The sequence below is a fragment of the Alteromonas lipotrueiana genome (assembly GCF_019249245.1).
In the GTDB taxonomy this organism is placed as follows: domain Bacteria; phylum Pseudomonadota; class Gammaproteobacteria; order Enterobacterales; family Alteromonadaceae; genus Alteromonas; species Alteromonas lipotrueiana.
Genome location: NZ_JAESDK010000007.1, coordinates 95473 through 113807, shown reverse-complemented (window position 1 = coordinate 113807; position 18335 = coordinate 95473). Strand labels below are relative to the sequence as shown.

The 18335-nt window shown below is 46.0% G+C and carries 16 protein-coding genes; 9 read left to right on the top strand and 7 right to left on the bottom strand.

Annotated elements, in window-relative coordinates; all coding sequences use genetic code 11:
- Nucleotides 1–3: 3 nt before the first annotated feature.
- The 4 genes from JK130_RS06925 to JK130_RS06910 all read left to right on the top strand — a co-directional run bounded on the left by JK130_RS06925 (nt 4) and on the right by JK130_RS06910 (nt 6199).
- Nucleotides 4–813 (top strand): enoyl-CoA hydratase/isomerase family protein, encoded by an 810-nt coding sequence (locus tag JK130_RS06925; protein WP_218353586.1) that lies wholly within the window; start codon nt 4–6, stop codon nt 811–813.
- Nucleotides 810–2810, top strand: coding sequence for an acetyl-CoA carboxylase biotin carboxylase subunit (locus JK130_RS06920; protein ID WP_218353585.1), 2001 nt, complete (start codon nt 810–812; stop codon nt 2808–2810). The genes JK130_RS06925 and JK130_RS06920 overlap by 4 nt, the downstream gene beginning before the upstream one ends.
- Nucleotides 2803–3702, top strand: a complete 900-nt coding sequence (locus JK130_RS06915; protein WP_218353584.1) for a hydroxymethylglutaryl-CoA lyase — start codon at nt 2803–2805, stop codon at nt 3700–3702. The genes JK130_RS06920 and JK130_RS06915 overlap by 8 nt, the downstream gene beginning before the upstream one ends.
- Nucleotides 3703–4318: 616 nt before the next feature.
- Nucleotides 4319–6199 carry a DUF885 domain-containing protein gene (locus tag JK130_RS06910; RefSeq protein ID WP_218353583.1) on the top strand — a complete coding sequence of 627 codons (1881 nt, stop codon included), beginning with the start codon at nt 4319–4321 and terminating at the stop codon, nt 6197–6199.
- A 156-nt stretch (nt 6200–6355) separates the two neighbouring features.
- Here JK130_RS06910 and JK130_RS06905 read toward each other — a convergent pair whose 3' ends face one another.
- Together JK130_RS06905 and JK130_RS06900 are read right to left on the bottom strand one after the other, a co-directional pair.
- A complete protein-coding gene (locus JK130_RS06905) occupies nt 6356–7066 on the bottom strand; it encodes a hypothetical protein (RefSeq protein ID WP_218353582.1) in 711 nt (236 codons plus the stop codon).
- A 178-nt stretch (nt 7067–7244) separates the two neighbouring features.
- A complete protein-coding gene (locus JK130_RS06900) occupies nt 7245–7778 on the bottom strand; it encodes an SRPBCC family protein (RefSeq protein ID WP_218353581.1) in 534 nt (177 codons plus the stop codon).
- 396 nt (nt 7779–8174) lie between these two features.
- Between JK130_RS06900 and glgC the strand changes: the two genes are divergently transcribed.
- Nucleotides 8175–9464 carry a glucose-1-phosphate adenylyltransferase gene (gene glgC, locus JK130_RS06895; RefSeq protein WP_218353580.1) on the top strand — a complete coding sequence of 430 codons (1290 nt, stop codon included), beginning with the start codon at nt 8175–8177 and terminating at the stop codon, nt 9462–9464.
- Between the two features lie 4 nt (nt 9465–9468).
- On the opposite strand, the gene JK130_RS06890 is transcribed toward glgC, so the two are convergent.
- The gene (locus tag JK130_RS06890) at nt 9469–10299 is read right to left on the bottom strand and encodes an alpha/beta fold hydrolase (RefSeq protein ID WP_218353579.1); all 831 of its coding nucleotides are present in this window, start codon (nt 10297–10299) and stop codon (nt 9469–9471) included.
- Nucleotides 10300–10386: 87 nt separating this feature from the next.
- Between JK130_RS06890 and JK130_RS06885 the strand changes: the two genes are divergently transcribed.
- Nucleotides 10387–11202: an acyl-CoA thioesterase gene (locus JK130_RS06885; RefSeq protein ID WP_218353578.1), complete on the top strand. Its 816-nt coding sequence runs from the start codon at nt 10387–10389 to the stop codon at nt 11200–11202.
- Here the strand turns inward: JK130_RS06885 and JK130_RS06880 are convergent.
- Complete coding sequence (locus JK130_RS06880; protein WP_218353577.1) at nt 11199–12038, bottom strand: HDOD domain-containing protein; 840 nt, start codon at nt 12036–12038, stop codon at nt 11199–11201. The genes JK130_RS06885 and JK130_RS06880 overlap by 4 nt on opposite strands.
- Nucleotides 12039–12347: 309 nt before the next feature.
- On the opposite strand from JK130_RS06880, the gene JK130_RS06875 reads away from it, so the two are divergent.
- A complete protein-coding gene (locus JK130_RS06875; protein WP_218353576.1) occupies nt 12348–13502 on the top strand; it encodes a glycosyltransferase in 1155 nt (384 codons plus the stop codon).
- 78 nt (nt 13503–13580) lie between these two features.
- On the opposite strand, the gene JK130_RS06870 is transcribed toward JK130_RS06875, so the two are convergent.
- Together JK130_RS06870 and JK130_RS06865 are read right to left on the bottom strand one after the other, a co-directional pair.
- Entirely contained in the window at nt 13581–13976 is a 396-nt protein-coding gene (locus tag JK130_RS06870; protein WP_218353575.1) for a SufE family protein, read from the bottom strand.
- 3 nt (nt 13977–13979) lie between these two features.
- The gene (locus JK130_RS06865; RefSeq protein WP_218353574.1) at nt 13980–14420 is read right to left on the bottom strand and encodes a DUF2750 domain-containing protein; all 441 of its coding nucleotides are present in this window, start codon (nt 14418–14420) and stop codon (nt 13980–13982) included.
- A 163-nt stretch (nt 14421–14583) separates the two neighbouring features.
- Here JK130_RS06865 and JK130_RS06860 point away from each other — a divergent pair, with 163 nt between their 5' ends.
- Nucleotides 14584–15474 (top strand): hypothetical protein, encoded by an 891-nt coding sequence (locus JK130_RS06860; protein ID WP_218353573.1) that lies wholly within the window; start codon nt 14584–14586, stop codon nt 15472–15474.
- Nucleotides 15474–15926, top strand: coding sequence for a hypothetical protein (locus tag JK130_RS06855; RefSeq protein WP_218353572.1), 453 nt, complete (start codon nt 15474–15476; stop codon nt 15924–15926). Before JK130_RS06860 ends, JK130_RS06855 begins: the two co-directional genes overlap by 1 nt.
- A gap of 36 nt (nt 15927–15962) precedes the next feature.
- On the opposite strand, the gene JK130_RS06850 is transcribed toward JK130_RS06855, so the two are convergent.
- On the bottom strand, nt 15963–18332 hold the full coding sequence (locus JK130_RS06850) for a GGDEF domain-containing response regulator (protein WP_218353571.1): 2370 nt from the start codon (nt 18330–18332) through the stop codon (nt 15963–15965).
- Nucleotides 18333–18335: the final 3 nt, after the last annotated feature.

Here is an 18335-nt window from a genome sequence, read left to right as displayed (position 1 = left end):
AACATGTCTACTTCTTCAACACCATCGACAGTATTATACGATGTCGATGCTCGCGGCGTTGCCACGGTAACGCTGAATAATCCCCAAAAGCACAATGCTTTTGATGATGCCATGATTGAAACCCTCACCGGTTATTTTAAACAAGCCGGCGCTGATAACAAAGTACGGGCTTTAATTCTAAAAGCCGAAGGTAAAAGTTTTAGTGCCGGAGCCAACTTGCAGTGGATGCAACGTATGGCCGAATATTCTGAGTCGCAAAATCAGCAGGATGCTATGGCTCTGGCTACTATGCTGCAAACATTATACAGCCTGCCAAAACCCACCATCGCCCGTGTTCAGGGTGCCGCTTTTGGGGGCGCCGTAGGGTTGATTGCTTGTTGCGATATTGCCATAGGCAGTCGCTTAAGTAAGTTTTGTCTTAGCGAGGTGCGTATTGGTTTAATTCCTGCGACTATCGCCCCGTATGTCATTGAAGCTATGGGTGCCAGAGTATGCCGTCGCTATTTTCAAACAGCTGAGGTGTTTTCATCGCACCGGGCCCGCCGGTTAGGGCTGCTGTCAGAGGCCGTAACTGAAGACGAGCTGGACACCACCATTGATGATGTTATCTCGCAAATACTTAAAAATGGTCCGCAAGCGGTAGGTGAGGCAAAAACGTTAGTCGAATACGTTGCTGGTGTTCCCATTGACGAGTCTCTTATGAAAACAACCAGCCAGTGGATTGCTAAAGTCAGGGTCAGTGAAGAAGGTCAGCAAGGTTTAAATGCTTTTCTTCAAAAACAACCCGCCCCGTGGCTGGAGAATAACGCATGATCAATAAACTTCTAATTGCTAATCGTGGTGAAATAGCCTGCCGCGTGATTCGCACCGCTCGAAAATTAGGCATCAGTACGGTAGCGGTGTATTCAAGCGCTGATGCCAATGCCTTGCACGTCAGTATGGCCGATGAGGCCGTACACATAGGCCCGGCCCCGTCGAAAGAAAGTTATCTTAAAGGTGAGGTGATTCTAAAGCACGCCAAAGCGTTAAATGTGGATGCGATTCATCCCGGCTACGGCTTTTTATCAGAAAATGCCAAATTTGCCCGGGCCTGCGACGAAGCAGGTATTATTTTTATAGGTCCGCCAGAGCAAGCCATTGCGGCGATGGGCTCTAAGTCGGCCGCCAAAAACATCATGCAGGATGCGGGTGTCCCTCTTGTGCCCGGCTATCACGGCGACGAGCAGTCTAGCGAAACATTAAAACACCATGCTAACGATATGGGCTATCCGGTGCTATTGAAAGCCGCGGCCGGTGGTGGTGGTAAAGGCATGCGCCAGGTGTGGAGTGAAGACGAATTTGACGATGCACTAAATGCGGCGAAGCGTGAAGCCATGGCCAGTTTCAGTGATGACATCATGCTCATCGAAAAGTATCTGACCCAACCCCGACATGTCGAAATTCAGGTGTTTTGTGATACGCAGGGCAATGGAGTGTACTTATTTGAACGCGACTGCTCGGTTCAGCGCCGCCACCAGAAAATTATTGAAGAAGCCCCTGCTCCGGGGATCAGCGATGACCTACGTCAAAATATGGGTGAGGCCGCACTTAAAGCCGCGCATGCGATTAACTACGTAGGTGCAGGTACCGTCGAGTTTCTACTTGATGCCGATGGTCGCTTTTATTTCATGGAGATGAATACCCGCTTACAGGTTGAGCACCCTGTAACCGAAAAAATTACCGGCGAAGATTTGGTTGAGTGGCAAATAACTGTTGCTGATGGCCAGCCGCTTCCAAAGGGCCAGGCCGACCTCAAACTTACGGGCCATGCGTTTGAGGCGCGTCTGTATGCCGAAGACCCTCAACACGACTTTTTACCGGCCACGGGGAATCTTAAGCTTCTCAGGCCGCCGGCAGAGTCTGAGCATATCCGGGTAGATACCGGTGTGGTTCAGGGCGATGAAGTTAGTGTTTACTACGACCCTATGATTGCTAAACTTATAGTGTGGGATACAAATCGTGAAAAAGCACTGCAACGTCTGCTATCAGCTTTGCGCGATTATCATGTTGCAGGGGTCACCACTAACCTTTCGTTTTTGTACAACGTTGCGTCTCACCCAGCCTTTCGCAAAGCAGAATTGGTAACAACATTTATCGAAACACACCACGATAGTTTGTTTAATCAGCCAGGGCAAAACGACGACAGTTTGGTTCCGGCGGCTGCGTTGTTAATTTTGCTGACTCAGGAGAAGCGCGATCCGTCTGAAAATATACGCTCTACACCGTGGGATATACCTTTGGCATGGCGCGCTAATCATCAGCTTAGACAAAAACTTGAGCTGGTGATCAATCAGCAAACTTACGAGTTGACAGTCACCCATACCGGCTCTACTGAAAAACCTAACCAGTGGCAGGTTGAGCACCAGGATAAAGTTTATAACTTAACGGGTCACCTTGAGGCGCATACGCTGCATGCGCACGTCGATGGCTATCAACAGCGTATTGGCTTTAGTCAGGATGCTGCTCATTATACGTTGTTCAGCGCTGATGGCACGATTGATGTTCACTATGTTGCCCCTGATTTAGGTGAAACCGACGATGCCGGTGCGCACAGCGATTTTGCTGCGCCCATGAACGGGACAGTGGTAGATACCATGGTGAGCACAGGCGAAAAAGTGAAAAAAGGCACCACCCTGATTGTAATGGAAGCCATGAAAATGGAACATGCGATTAAAGCCCCTGCCGATGGTGTTGTCACTGAGTTTTTCTTTGCCGGCGGTGATTTGGTTGATGGTGGCGCCCAGCTACTGGAGTTTAAAATTGATGAGTAAGCTGCCACAAAGGGTAAGTATTGTTGAAGTGGGCCCACGCGATGGGCTGCAAAACGAAGCGGTAAAGTTAGACGCTGCGATCAAAGCAAAACTGGTAGAAAAGTTAGCTGAAGCCGGTTTAAAACGTATTGAAACCGGAAGCTTTGTGTCGCCTAAGTGGGTGCCACAAATGGCTGATTCAGATAAAGTTTTTGAACTGGTGAATCGTCGCGACGATGTAAACTATAGCGCGCTTACCCCGAATATGCGCGGTTTTGAAGGCGCCGTTGCCGCCAAGGCTGATGAAGTGGCTATATTTGGCGCGGCTTCACAAACCTTTAGCCAAAAAAACATTAACTGTTCTATAGAAGAAAGTCTGGAGCGGTTTGCTCCGGTCTGTGCAGCAGCCCGTGACGCTAACATGCCGGTACGTGGTTATGTGTCGTGCGTCCTTGGGTGCCCGTATGAGGGCGATATAGCCCCCCAACAGGTTGCCGACGTAGCCGCAAAAATGCTGGAGATGGGCTGCTATGAAATATCCCTGGGGGATACGATTGGGACAGGCACCCCGGTTAAAACCGCGCAGATGTTAGAAGCCGTACTGAGCAAAGTACCTGCCGATAAGCTGGCAGTACACTTCCACGATACGTATGGGCAGGCACTGGTCAATATTTACGTGGCCCTGACCCTGGGAGTTCGGGTTATAGACAGTGCTTTAGCGGGTTTAGGCGGCTGCCCTTATGCCAAAGGTGCCAGCGGAAACGTGGCGACCGAAGATGTTTTGTACATGCTTAACGGCATGCATATCGAGACCGGTGTGGATATGTCCAGCTTATTAAAAGCAAGCGCTTTTATCAGCGAACACCTACAGCGAAAACCCGCTTCTAAAGCGGCTAACGCATTATTAAGTTAAGACTATCTGTGGCAGTAAACGAATAGTTTGAAAAGGAGCCCGGGGGCTCCTTTTTTATTACCCCTATATCATGCTGTATTGACTGAATTATATTTATAGGGAGTTTTACCAAAAAAGGGGTACAGAATAGGCCACGATGCACTTAGGTGTTGCGATAACTCATTTTACACTGACCCGCGCTTTAGGCTGAAAGCGTGCTTACGGTTATCGACAAAGCACAATATTGCCGTCGGGCTGTTATTATTATTGGTTTGCTCAGCCGATAATGCCGCGATATAAAACTGCTCGCGAGAAATGGTTCCTATTTATGGTGCTATGCGTTCTTTTGTCTTGCGCTGACATCCCAGGCGTTAGCACTGCTTTACTTACTAAGGTAACTATCACCCTTATCTCACCATCTATAGGTTCGCTGATAGAAAAGTGGTTGCTTTTCAGCCTGCTCAAACAAGTCTGATTTACGGTACATGGGTTTGGCCTATTGGGCACGATTAAAGCCACCCTTGTTGCTTAAATGCCGTTTACGACCGATTACCGGTAAACGCTGTTCAAACTTAATGTAATCATTAAGTTAACAAGGCACAATGGCAGGACAGTTTAACTAAAAGGTTCTAACGACATGAAATCATCATTTGGAATATTGGCCCTGGCGATTGCCGGTGCGCTGGCTGGCTGCTCGAACGGCACTACCGGCCCTTCTCAGTCTGATAATACCACTGCAAAAAACACGGTATTATCAACTTCTGCTATGAGCTCTTTAAAACAAGCCGAACAACAGGCTACCGCTGAATTTGTTACTCAACAACCTACCCTGGCCACCATGTTAGCGTTACCTTCTGAGCTTGCCGGTGAACATTACAATAGCCGGTTTCCCGATTACTCGCCGGCAGGTATGAATCGCTTTCAGGAAGCGATGAGTAATGCGGCAAAGGCTTTTGAGCAACAGAACTTTGAAGACCTTTCAAGTGATGAAAAAATGCATCGTGAGATACTCGCGAATATTTTTGAATACTACGCCGGAGACAAAGATTTTCCTGCTGGCTATATTGATACCTGGGGCGGTCATCTACCTTATATTATTAATCAGATTTCAGGCCCGCTTATTGATATCCCTAAACTCATGCAGGTACAGCAAGCCGTGACTACCGAAGCTGAAGCTCAGGATTATCTGGCGCGGCTGGCCAATATGGGTCAACTGGTAGATAACGTGGTCGCTAAATTTGATGCTGATGCTCAAAAAGGCATTATTTTACCCGCTAACCTGCACCCAAAAGCGTTGGCATTCTTTGACCGCTTTTTACAAAGCAAGCCAGCTGAGCATGAGCTGGTCACGTCGTTTGAAAAGAGACTAGATAAAATTACGGTATTGTCTGATGAAACACGTAATGCCCTGGTTGAGCAAGCCGAACAACATGTAAAAGACGTGGTTTACCCTGCTTACAGAAATGCGCGCCAGGCGGTGGCAAACAACGAATTACGTGCCCGTGATGCTGATGGTATCTGGTCACAGCCAGGAGGCGCTGACTTTTACGCGCATGCCATCAAGAAGCTGGGCGACTCAACTTACAGCGCTGAAAAAATTCATCAAATTGGGTTGGATGAAGTTTCGCGTATATCACTGCAGATGGATAAAATTTTACAGGCAAACGGTTATACAGAAGGCAGTGTAGGCGAACGCATGGTAAATCTGACTGATATTGATGGTCAAATTTATCCAGATACCGACGCAGGTCGCGAGCAACTGCTTAATTACCTACGCGAAGAAACCGACGCCATTATGCAAAAGGCACCGGAATACTTTGGTACGTTACCAGAACAGTCTGTTGAAGTTCGTCGTATTCCCGAGGTGTCTCAGGCAGGTGAAGCAGGAGGTTTTTATACCCCCCCTTCACTTGACGGCACTCGCCCGGGTATTTACTGGATCAATTTAAGAGACATGCAAGCCGTGCCCAAGTTTGGTTTGAAAACACTGACCTATCACGAAGCAGTTCCTGGTCATCACTTTCAGATAGCCTTAAACATGGCGCAGCAAGATATTGGTTTAATGCGTCAGAATGCACCGTATAACGCGTATGTTGAAGGCTGGGCTTTGTATTCCGAGTACGTTGCCAGCCAGTATATGAATATGTACGAAAACGACTGGCTTGGAGATTTAGGCCGGTTACAGGCAGAGCTGTACCGCGCTGTGCGCTTGGTTGTTGATACCGGCTTGCACCATAAAAAATGGCCACGCCAAAAGGCAATCGATTATTTTCATAACACTACCGGCACCTCGTTATCTGATGTAATACCCGAGATAGAACGCTACATGGCGTGGCCGGGACAAGCTTTGGGTTATAAACTCGGTATGCTTACCTTTGTTGATTTAGAACAACAGGCTCGTACCGCATTAGGCGATAAATTTGATATCAGAGCCTTTCATGATGCTATTTTACTACCTGGAGCCCGGCCCATGGCTATGGTGAAAAAAGATATTAAACAGTGGATAGCCGAGCAGTAAGTCTGACCGCCTGGTCTTGTTAGCAAGTCTTGTCAGCCGGTTAATAAAACCGACCGGCTGATAAATCAGTCTTAATAAAATAACCCAGTGTATTGGTTTGTCTGCACAGCAAGTCGGCTTAAGAAACACTTCTGTCTGCCAATAAGCTAAAAACGTTTATGGCCGCCAATGCATAGGAGGCTGAAGTTTTCTAAGGGTAAAACGGCCGAAATATAACAAAGTATCGTCGATATAAGTAAACGAATTTCCCCTTAATGGCCTACCCTTGCGCCAATGTACTATCAGTGTTGTAGCTGTAATATCATGGGCTGTATTAAAGACCAAAGCGTGCCCGAGCTTGTCTGCTTCACTAAACTCGAACGTTGCTTCATATTTTGACGCGGTTCCTAAGGACGACCTTACCCAGCGTGACTGACCCTGTTCTTTTAAGTCCATCATAACCAGTTCGGGTCCTTCAGGCCTATTTAGGGTGCCTATCCATAGACCATGTATTTTATCGTCCGAGTTCCGGTTCGGTTCTTCTGATAACTCTATAAACGATTTTTTGAACATGCCCATCATCTCTCTTAAAGATGACCTATCTGACTTTCGATTAAGAATATACTGCTTGGTCAAAATAGCACCGTCTTGTAAATCATAGACAGTTTGAAAAATCTCTAATGGCATGCCGTCACTAAACTTTGAAGTGATCAGCTCAATGGTTTCGTCTTCGGTGGGCGTTTCTATTTTTATTCGCCAGGTACCACGGTTGTACTCAATGTTCTTATCGGTAAACGGGTATTGCCTGATACTCAGGTTATCTCCTAAATACACATTATGTAGCACATGAGCGCCGTCTTCTCTGACCTCCAGTATAATATACGTCATGTGATCTTCGTACAGGCCCTCCCAAATACCTCTTGGTAAAACCGACGAGTCATTGGCGTACACTTTAGGTGTAATGATTGTAAAGATAAAAAGCAAAAGCCATAGACGTGGCTTCAGAAAATGAGACGTCATAAAAAGTAAGACTCTTTTATTTATTAACCTGACTGTCATGCCAGGTTCACTGTTTGTTTTCTACAACCGTTTTAAGATTTTCAAGACCCATTTCAAAATCTGGTCCTATCATATCGTCGATGAACAAAACAAAATAACGATTAACCGGGTTGTTACCTACTTCGCCCGAATCGCTCCAGACAACTTTGGTACCCTCAACGGTAGGTTCTAATTTCACTTCGCCGGTAGAACCCATATCAAAGTCAGGAAAATACAGGCTGTAGGATATTTCTTTGTTGTGTTGTAAGTTGATGATACGCATCTCACCATCACCCTGGGTTTCACTTTGCCACTTTGAATACATGCCTATAGCACGGTCGGGGCCACCATATTCAATTTGCATATCAGGATCTTTTTGAAACCATACCCCCCAGTTTTGCCATGCACGCAAATCGACCACTTCAGGATATACCTCTTCTGGCTGGGCTTTTATTATTATATTTCTTTTTACTTCATATTCTGAGGGCAGTAGAAAACCAATAACCACAAACGCCACCAATATCGAACTGACAATAAAAAGCGTTTTTTTAAGAAATCCCATATTTATGTTCCTTCGTACACTATGAAACGACCATTACACTTTATTAACATTTTCAAAAGAAAGAAAGAGGCATGTTAACGCTTTATTGAAGCCACTGAAGGTATTACTTAAAAAACGTCGTATTACGTATAGCTATCTGTGATATACATTACGATAGCCGGGCGAGGTATCTCGCTACTACAATCATGTTGTATTACCTTTGCCCTCGTGGATAAGGGTAGTCGTAAACCAGCTTTAAGCATTGTTTTTTTGTAGAACAGTTGGATTTTCGTATCGTAATATTATGATTTGTATATATTAAACAAGGCGGCTGTAGTGTTCACTATAGGCCACGTTTTGACGGCAAGCTCAGCGCGATAGCATCACCGGTGCAAAAAGGGAAAGGAGATTCAAAAAATGGCAGACAACAGTTCGCGTTACATCAGTAATTTAACCCGTGATACCTATGCTCTTATATTAGCGGGTGGCAAAGGTTCCCGTCTCCACGAGCTTACAAATTGGCGGGCAAAACCCGCCCTGTATTTTGGCGGAAAGTTTCGAATTATCGATTTTCCTTTATCTAACTGCATCAATTCGGGTATTCGTCGGGTTGGGGTTGTTACTCAGTACAAATCACACTCTTTGATTCGACATCTGGTCCGGGGTTGGGGACATTTTAAAAAGGAATTAGGCGAGTCAATTGAAATTCTGCCTGCTTCACAACGCTTTTCTGACAGCTGGTATGAAGGCACTGCCGATGCGGTATTTCAAAATGTGGATATTATTCGAGACGAGTTACCCAAGTATGTCATGATTCTATCGGGTGACCATATTTACCGCATGGACTACGGGCCGCTCCTGGCACATCATGTTGAAACCGGTGCTAAAATGACCGTATCCTGTATGCCTGTACCGGTAGAAGAAGCCGCGGGGGCATTTGGTGTTTTATCAGTTGAAGATGATTACCGCATCAATGGATTTGAAGAAAAGCCTGAACATCCTACTCCTCTACCTGACGACCCGACCATGTGTCTTGCCTCAATGGGCAACTACGTGTTTGACACCGAATTTTTGTTCGAACAATTAAAGCGTGACGCCGAAACGTCAGGCTCTCAGCGCGACTTTGGTAAAGATATCATTCCTTCTATTATTGCTGATCAAAAAGTTTTTGCCTTTCCATGTGGGAATAACGAAGACGGCTCTTCTTACTGGCGTGATGTTGGTACCATAGATTCGTTCTGGGAAGCCAATATGGAAATGGTTGCTCCGGTTCCCCAGCTAAATTTATACGACCAAAAATGGCCTATCTGGACATATCAGGAACAACTGCCTCCCGCTAAGTTTGTCTGGGAAGATCACGATCGCCGTGGCGAGGCAATCAATTCGGTGGTCTCGGGTGGGTGCATTATTTCTGGCTCTACCTTACGTCAAAGTTTGGTGTTTTCTAATGTCCGTGTACATTCGTACGGACTCATTGAAGAGGCGGTAATTTTGCCTGATGTTGAAATTAAACGACATTGTAAGCTGCGCAAAGTCATTATAGATCGCGGCTGTGTAATTCCTGAAGGTACCGTTATTGGCTACAACCATGATGAAGACAGAGCCCGGGGATTCAGAGTATCTGAAAATGGCGTAGTGCTGGTTACCCGAGAAATGCTCGACCTGCCCATGGGCGGTTTAATCTCAACAAAGCAACCGGAAAGTTAATGGCTTAGGCATTGGCGAAACTTTTTACACAAGACACATCGGCCCACTGACTCAATGTGGTGGTGAGTTGGGCCGCAACATCTTGAGGATGCTCTAAAGGCAGCATATGTCCGCCGGGCAACTCGGTGTGCTCTATTGAATTGATACTTACAAACCGGCGCCAATGCTTACTTTTGCACACCTGGGATTCTGCGCCCGTTATCAGCAGGCCCGGGCACTTAAGTTTGCCCTTAAAGCTGCCTAAGTTGTGAGGCACATTTCTAAATATTTCGGCTTCAATTTCAGGATTAAAAACCAGGTTGATATTTTCATGGCTGCGCTTAGTCGCGCACTCTACATAATCGGCAATGCACTCAGGCGTCATATTAGAAAATAACTGCTTTTGCTGAAAATAGTTCACCATATCCTGGCCAGCCGGCCACTGCTTTTTTCGATATTCAGCCAACCGCGCAGGGGTAATTTTATTAATATAATTTGTATGCTTAGCCGTACGTAACAATAATCTTTTGGCCCCTAAAACTAAAGGCGGGTCGATGGCAATTAATCCGGCAAAAAGATCGGGGCGCTGGCACGCCGCCATAAATGAAATGATGGCCCCAAAAGAATGTCCCACGGCAAATACTTTTTGCTGACTACGATTTTTCTCTACGTAATCGATAAGCTCTATTACCTGATTGCCCCAGTTTGTATTCACCGGCAAATTCGGTTCATGGCCAAACATAGGTTTTGCCAGAATATCCCAGTGTGACGGAAGCTGTTCAAAAAGCTGGCGGTAACTGCCCGCCGGAAAACCATTTGCATGTGCAAAATGCAGAGTAAGAGAAGTGGATGCCACGTTTTTCCTTAAGACTTTAATTTCATAATTGGCGTTTTAGATTGATTAGGTTAGGATATCACATACTACTCATCTGACCAGAAACTCATGCATATTGATGACTTGCTTACTTTGCCTGAAGCAACAATACAACCTGATAATAGCAAACTGTTCAATCACCTGCAGATCCCTGCTAATTGGGCTCAGGGACGCACCGCTTTCGGGGGTGTCAGTGCCGCGATGATTTACCGCGCGATAAGCCAGTTTGTGAGCAGCGATCGAGTGCTACGCGCTTTTAATACCAACTTTATCGGGCCTATAAATATAGATGAGCCATTTGAGATTGAAGTTAAACCGCTGCGTGAAGGTAAAAGTGTTAGTCATTTCTCTGGGCAGATAATTCAAAATGGCAAAATTTGCGTGGCAAGTCAGGCTTGTTTTGGAGTAGCTCGCAGCTCTAAAGTACAGGTTGAAAATCATCAGGTGCACGCCATGCCGGCGCCTAAAAAAGCGCAGTTTATTCCTCAGATACCCAAAGTGACCCCAAAGTTTCTACGTCATTTTGACCTGGCGATTTCTGATGGTGGCGTACCATTTACAGGTAGAAAAAGCAGCCATTACCATGGCTTCATGCGCTTTTCTCAACCGCCGGCCATTTTTTCAGACGCACATTTAATAACAATTATCGATGCGTGGCCGCCTACGTTGCTACAAATGATGAAGTGGCCTGCCCCTGCCAGTACGGTTACCTGGAACCTTGAGTTTATTCACCCTCACCGGGAAGTAAGCTCAGGCGACTGGTTCGCTTATCAGGCACATACGCGTCAGGCTGCGGATGGTTATGGTCATACCGAAGCGACCATTTGGGATAAAGACAACGAAGTGGTCGCCATTAGTCGGCAAACCGTTGCGATTTTTGACTAATAGATTATAAAAGAGCCCGGGTTAAATAACGCTAACACACTGATGCACTGAAGATTTGTAATATCAAGTGCATCATCCAGCTCGTTAATATCGATACTCAGGCCTTCGTGCAAAGCTGGGTCAATATTCGACAAATCGTGATAAATATCAGGGTGTACGTTATTCAAGGCCAGGGTGTAGCTCAGTTGTAGGATACGAGCATCATTGGTCTCAGGTGTGGCATCGTGAAGGCTACCTACAGTTTGGTAAATCGTTGGCGGGATACCCCACTCTTTTAACAATTCAGCAGAAAGCTCTGCGTAAGTGAACCCCAGCAATGCTGATTGTAACTGCGCAGGCGACACTCTGGAATTATACGCCAGACAACGACGAGCCTGTTCAGGCACGGTCGATACTACGACCAGCTCGCCGATATTATGCAGCAAGCCACATACAAACGAGCGCTCAGGCTCACGCTCGCGACGACATTCAGCAAAATACTTGGCCAATAACGCACAACTTACGCTTTGTTCCCAAAATTTATCAATATCAATAACCTGAGACTCAATATTACTGAACGCACGGGTTACCCCATATCCCAGTGCCAGATCATAGGCCGAGCGCGTACCAATGATTTGTAATGCTTTGCTAATTGTTTCAATTTGTTTTGGAAAGCGGTACAGCGCACTGTTTGCCACTTTGAGTATTTGTGCAGTTAAGCCTGGGTCGAAAGAGATTATCTCGGCAACATCATCGATACTTGCTGCACTGTCATCCATGCACTCTTTTAATCGGGTTACCGCTTCGGGCAGTACAAACAACTCACTTGCACTGAGCGCTAATTCCTGAACATTCATTTTTCAACTCCCTTGGGGATGAAAGAATCCCATCCCAATACATTACCGACCCGGCAAAAAAATGATTTATAGAACAGATTTCTCTACAAAACCAGTATACTATCGACTAACGACACCAAAAATAGGGGTAAACCACTAGATTTTGCTTTACCCCCATCGCTCTGGCTTATGTAGTCCCTTTTGCGATAATTTTGATACACTGCAGCGTTTCAACCTTTGTCTTAGGAATCTCTTTTCGTGACCTCCCTGTCTATCGTTGTAATTGGGTATGTTTGGCCTGAACCGTGCTCTTCGGCCGCGGGTGAAAATATGTATAACTTGCTGGGTGCATTAACCGACAAAGGCTGGAACACTATTTTTTTAAGTGCAGCAAGCGATAGTGCCCACAAAGCAGACTTACAACAGATAAACGTCGAAAGTCAGTCTATCGCATTAAATTGCAGCTCATTCGACACCTTAATAGAAAGTATCGACCCCCACATTGTGATATTCGATCGGTTTATGATTGAGGAGCAATTTTCGTGGCGAGTCAAAAAAGCATGTCCAAACGCACTAAGGGTTCTTAATACCGAAGACTTACATAGCCTTCGACATACCCGGCAGCAGGCCTTGAAAAAAAGTTCAGGCTCACATTCTGAAGCCACTGACCCGATGGTGCTACGTGAAGTTGCAGCTATTTTGCGATGCGACCTTACTCTCATTATTTCTAAACCCGAGTTTGATTTATTGGTAACCAGGTATGGGGTTTCGGCCCAGCAGTTGCTTTATCTGCCGCTTTTAATCAGTACTTGTGATTTACAACCGCCGCCCTTTTCTGAGCGCCATGGCTTTGTTTTTATCGGTAATTTTCGGCATGCGCCTAACTGGGATGCCTTGTTACAGTTAAAAGAACAGCTTTGGCCTGCCATACGTGCAAAAATGCCGGGCGCACAATTGTCGGTTTATGGGGCCTACCCTGCTAAAAAAGTAACGAACTTACACAATCCCGCTCAGGGATTTATGGTAGAAGGTTGGGTAGATAATGCGCGCACAGCGGTGAGCAAACATCGAGTCATGTTGGCACCCATCCGTTTTGGCGCAGGCGTTAAAGGCAAACTGGTCACGGCTATGCAATGCGCTACACCCAGTGTAACCACCGAATCAGGCGCTGAAGGTATTGACCATACAAACCACTGGCCGGGCGTTATCAGCAATGAGATAAAAACAATGGCCGATGCCGCCGTGTTATTACATGACGATGCGCAGTTATGGCAGGCCGCCAGCGACAAATCATCTGCGGTATTGCGCAGGCAGTTCGATACACCAGATCACCAGTATCAGCTAACATTGCACCTTGAAAATCTGGTTACTCAACTTAGTGCCCATCGCAGTACGCTTATAATGCAGCAATTGCTTTGGCACGAAACGTTGCGCAGTACCCAGTATATGTCGCAATGGATAGAGGCAAAAAACCGGCAAATATAGTCACATAACCGCGCTTAGCAATGTGTGTATATCAGTATCAAACATTTTATAATGCTCACTATTAACCGAGCCGCTATTTCAGCTAGTCATCTGGTTAATCTGCCGGATTATCTGCGCCACTCCATCGGCCCGAGACTGGCTTATATTGCGACTGACTCCCAGTATCTTCAGATATTCTTCAAAGTCATATTCACCACGCGCTGCCACGGGTAAGCTGTTGGCTTTTTCTAGTAATATCGCCAATACACCGCGAATGATCTTTGCTTCACTAAAACCGCACAACGCCGGTGGAGATACCGGATCATACGTCAGCCATACCCGGCTTTGACAACCCGGCACCTGGTTTTCTGCAACTTTAAGTTCTGGGGGTATATCAGGTAATGCTTTGCCCGCCAACATCAACTGCCGGGTAAGCTCATCCCAGCCGCTGGCAGCAACTATTTGCTGCGCGACGGGTAATGTGTGGGTATTCACAGTTTATTGCGCTTCTTGTAAACTTTGCTGCAGTTCCTGGGCACTGAGCACCATGCCGGTTTGCTTTGCCCCCACTGGAAACACGACTAAGTCTACCTGATTGTTTGCCAGCCCCGGCAGCCAGGTTTCGGTGAATTCATCAAGCGCAATAGCCGTTGGCTCGGCCCCGGTTTCTTCTGCCCGGGTCCACAGACCAATTAAATCTTTGTGAGGCCAGATGGGTAGCAATACGTTGACCTGAGACTGCGCATTGGTTTCACTTTCAGATTCAGTTTCAGCGTCGGGCTCGAGCATGACAAAGCCTGACTCACCGGCCAGGGTCCACACTTCGCCCGACTTGCCTGTGTATTGCAAAAGCAGCTCTAAACGCTCTTCTGCATCTAATTTTCCGGCTTGCTCTACAACAGAGTCGGGCAATGATGGGGTAACAGTTTCTGGAAACATTCTGGCTCCAAGATATTCAGATAATGGCAGCGATTATAATGGGCGTGATGTTATTTACCAGCGTTGATTAAAGCAAGTATTCCTCTTGGCAAACAAAAACACGGTGCGGTCACCAGGCAAACCAAGATAAGGGTTTAAAGTAAATCAAATTGCGTGTTAATCTATGCCGATTCGCGTACCAGACCGCTATCCAATGGACTCAGAGTTTTATCTAACCACACGAGATCAGGACCTGTCGCTGCCGCTATCTGAAGAACAATTTCGGGAGTTAAAGCGTGGCAGAAAACGCCTTTCGCTTATCAATGCTATTTCACATAAGTTTAAGTTAGTTAAAAGTAATTTTGAGCTTATTGAACAGTTGATGGGCCAGCTTGGCGCTCTGTATAGCGGCCAGCGCGATATTCAAAAAATAGAAGCGCTGAAGCCTCAGTTTAACGCGGCCATCAATAATTACATTCTTAGTGCCCGTATATTCACCAGCCAGCTTAAACGTCATGTACAAGGCTGCTTACCCCTGGAACGCGAACTTATCCTTGAGTTGACTGAAGCCATGGACCAGGAATATCAGAAGTCTTTTTCTTATCGGTTTGTAGATGCCCTGTATGATTATGTCACGTACTACGGTTTGGGATGTCATGCGTTTCAGTCGCGTACCACCCTGGTTGAGGAAGAGGGACAAATTATTCGACGTTACGACTTTCATGCTTACGTCGAACGTGATTTTATAGGCGGCCCATCCAATTTTCGTGCTGCGATATTAGCAGAAACGCCTGACCGTGTAGAAATCAGCGCATTGCTCGACGACTATAATGGTTCATTACAGCGTTTACATGACCGAGCCATTAGCATGACGTCAGAGGTTTATATCGACGCACATCAAATTGTATCCGAGTTCGTAAACGTCTTTATTGCTAAGTATGGCCATGAACACGCCGATGTATTTGTGGTGCACAAAACCCGGGCGTTTGGAGATAAAATTTACGATCGTTTTCCTATTTCAATGTATGTAAACAATCATAGTTTGTCTGATGAAGATTTACTGAGAACTTATTGATGCGTATCACCCCGCCTGCCGATACAATGGCTATTCCGGATGATTATGAAAGCTGTGACATAGTCAGTATTAACTATCGCCACTTTTCTGTGTGGCTAAAATCACAAGTGGTCGAAACGCTGAAAGGAGTGGTCACCGAGGTGCGCTTTCCCTGGAGTCAGACCGTCAACGCCGATAACTATCGCACTCGGCTTAACCGCCTTCCAGAGTACGCTCTAGAAGCCATGGAACTACTTCAAAGTACGGTACAAACCGATACATGTCGAATTATAAGCTGCGAAGCCGACAAATTTTGCTGCACGCTGGCGCTGGTTGCGCCATTGCCTCAGGTAGTTTATCAGGGATTACAAAGCATGCCCTGCCCCGACCTTTTTGCAATGCCGCATATGGAAAACCTGGATAAATCGGCCGCTGAGTATGTTTTTGCCCATCGCCAGCGACATCAGCATTAAGCAACGATTAAGACTGACCGTATTATGCGGGGTTGCTTATGCACTGGCTTGTTTTTGAAAGTGACTGATAAGCTCTGATATGGTCATAGGTTCATGGTAATAAAAGCCCTGCATCAGGTCACACCCTGCATGGCGTGCAAAGTCAGCCTGTTCTGCGTTTTCAATACCCTCTAGTAACACTGACTTACCCAGCTTGCTACACATCTGAATTAAACTGTCGACCACTATCCGCTTTGATTCAGGCCCGTACTTCCCTGGCATCAGGGTTTTATCAAGCTTTACTATGTGCGTGTAGGCTTCGGTAAGTTCGGCAACTGAGGCATAACCCGAGCCAAAATCATCTACGGCAATTGTAAAGCCACTGGACGCAAGCTGACGCAATATGCGGCGAGTGCCTATATCGTGCATCGCCGACTCGGTAACCTCTAGTACAATATCCTGGGCACACACATTAAACTCGTTCAAAAAGGCAACAAATTTACTAACCAAAGCATTTGAGTTTAGTTGTAAAATCGACACATTCAAATGCACCCGAATATGGTTCAAGCCTGCTTCTTTGAGTAAATTACGGGCAATGCACACTTCGCGCAACATCTTCAGGCCCAGCTCGTTTATAAGCCCGGTTTCTTCGGCAATAGGAATAAACGAAGAAGGATGAATGTCGCCTAAATCCTGATTACGCCACCGGCATAGGGCTTCTAATGCAACAATTTCGCCACCCGTATTTACAATAGGCTGATAGGTTGCGTATAGCTCGTGGTTGGTGATTGCCTCTAACAAGCCTTGTTCTACAAACAGACGATACTCAATCGCCTCATTATGAGAGTCGCTGTAAAATACTACCCGGTTTTTCCCCTGCTTTTTTGCCTCGTACATGGCAATGTCAGCACGTTTTAATAATTCGTTGGCATCACTTTTTAATCGACTGTGTGCAATACCAATGCTTGCACCTACCGACAAATCTAAATCCTGAACATGAATTGGATCTTCAAAGGCTTTTAACAGCCTTTCACCAAAAATCTGCAAGTCTTCACTTTGCTGAACCAACACCACAAACTCATCACCACCGTGACGAATAAGCGTGTCGGCTTCGCGAATAATATCGTGCAGACGGTTAGCACATTCACATAAAACTTCATCACCTATATCGTGGCCGTAGGTGTCGTTTATTGCTTTAAAGCCATCTAAGTCAATAAATACAAGCGCTTCAATGGCATCTTGGTAGACACGGTCATTAAGCAGGAGCTTCATGTAATTGCGATTGCCGGTACCGGTAAGCGTATCGGTAAATGCCAATGCTTCCAGCTTTTTTTCGGCCTGATTCAGCTCGGTTATATCTGACAGTGTCATGATATAACCTGCGCGGGAGCTTTTCGGTTCAAGTGCACTTATTGTAACCAGCGCCGGAAATTCGTCGCCATTACCGTCCAGCAGGCCAAGTTGCTCGCGAACCACGCCCGCAGTTACTTCAGGATTACAGGCCGCCAATACCGCATCGCTGATACCCAAATCAGACAGCCTCTTACCGACCATCGTATTTTTCTGTATTTTTAATAAGGTAGCCAACTCATCGTTTGCCTGCAAAATAACAAATTTGTCTGAGAGGACCGCTACGCCCTCAGCCAACTGTTTTAGCATTAAGCTTGATAATCCTAGCTTATGACGGGGGCGTTTACGGGCGGTTACATCAACCACACTGCCAATTTGATATGTGTCTTCGCTTTCCTGAATATCATTAAACATGACATCCACCCACACATCATGCTCTGTATCAATGCAAAACGCCTGACGCACGGTAGTTGCGTGGGCAATTTGTGACTTAATTTTTTGCTGTTTTTTCTGTTCAAAAAGGTCAATAAAGGTTTGCTTAGGGATCACCGTGCTGCAGCCAAATCTATTTTGCAAACTACTGGCATCAACAAACTCGAACGATTCGCCTTCGTTAGATAACTCATCAACCCCAAGCTCTAACGCCTGAGCCGTGTTCTGAAAACTTTTTTCGCTGGCCTGGCCGGTATGTTCTAATTCAATTCTACGAAAAGCGGTTTCGCATGTTACTTTCAATGTATCGGTGCTATAAGGCTTAACTAAATATCCGTAGGGTGACGTGTTTAAAGCCAGTGCAAGCGTTTCATCATCTGAATAAGATGTCGTATAAATAATAGGAACACCATACTGAGCAGTAATAAGCCGGGCAGTTTCAATACCCGAAGCGCCATTAGCCAAATGGATGTCCATTAAAATAAGATCAGGCGAATGTTTAGCAGTCAGCTCTAAAGCCTCTTGGTCTGAACGAGCCAAGCCCACAACCAATGCACGTAACGCCGATAGCTCTCGAGCCAGAAAAGTGGCAGCAATGGTGGTATCTTCAACTACCAGAATTCGCTTATTTTTTAGTAGACTCATATT

Bases quoted from the DNA above. Each gene is read 5' to 3' on its own strand.
- JK130_RS06925 (WP_218353586.1), top strand. From the start codon at position 4: ATGTCTACTTCTTCAACACCATCGACAGTATTATACGATGTCGATGCT.
- JK130_RS06920 (WP_218353585.1), top strand. From the start codon at position 810: ATGATCAATAAACTTCTAATTGCTAATCGTGGTGAAATAGCCTGCCGC.
- JK130_RS06915 (WP_218353584.1), top strand. From the start codon at position 2,803: ATGAGTAAGCTGCCACAAAGGGTAAGTATTGTTGAAGTGGGCCCACGC.
- JK130_RS06910 (WP_218353583.1), top strand. From the start codon at position 4,319: ATGAAATCATCATTTGGAATATTGGCCCTGGCGATTGCCGGTGCGCTG.
- JK130_RS06905 (WP_218353582.1), bottom strand. From the start codon at position 7,066: ATGACGTATATTATACTGGAGGTCAGAGAAGACGGCGCTCATGTGCTA.
- JK130_RS06900 (WP_218353581.1), bottom strand. From the start codon at position 7,778: ATGGGATTTCTTAAAAAAACGCTTTTTATTGTCAGTTCGATATTGGTG.
- glgC (WP_218353580.1), top strand. From the start codon at position 8,175: ATGGCAGACAACAGTTCGCGTTACATCAGTAATTTAACCCGTGATACC.
- JK130_RS06885 (WP_218353578.1), top strand. From the start codon at position 10,387: ATGCATATTGATGACTTGCTTACTTTGCCTGAAGCAACAATACAACCT.
- JK130_RS06880 (WP_218353577.1), bottom strand. From the start codon at position 12,038: ATGAATGTTCAGGAATTAGCGCTCAGTGCAAGTGAGTTGTTTGTACTG.
- JK130_RS06875 (WP_218353576.1), top strand. From the start codon at position 12,348: ATGTATAACTTGCTGGGTGCATTAACCGACAAAGGCTGGAACACTATT.
- JK130_RS06865 (WP_218353574.1), bottom strand. From the start codon at position 14,420: ATGTTTCCAGAAACTGTTACCCCATCATTGCCCGACTCTGTTGTAGAG.
- JK130_RS06860 (WP_218353573.1), top strand. From the start codon at position 14,584: ATGCCGATTCGCGTACCAGACCGCTATCCAATGGACTCAGAGTTTTAT.
- JK130_RS06855 (WP_218353572.1), top strand. From the start codon at position 15,474: ATGCGTATCACCCCGCCTGCCGATACAATGGCTATTCCGGATGATTAT.
- JK130_RS06850 (WP_218353571.1), bottom strand. From the start codon at position 18,332: ATGAGTCTACTAAAAAATAAGCGAATTCTGGTAGTTGAAGATACCACC.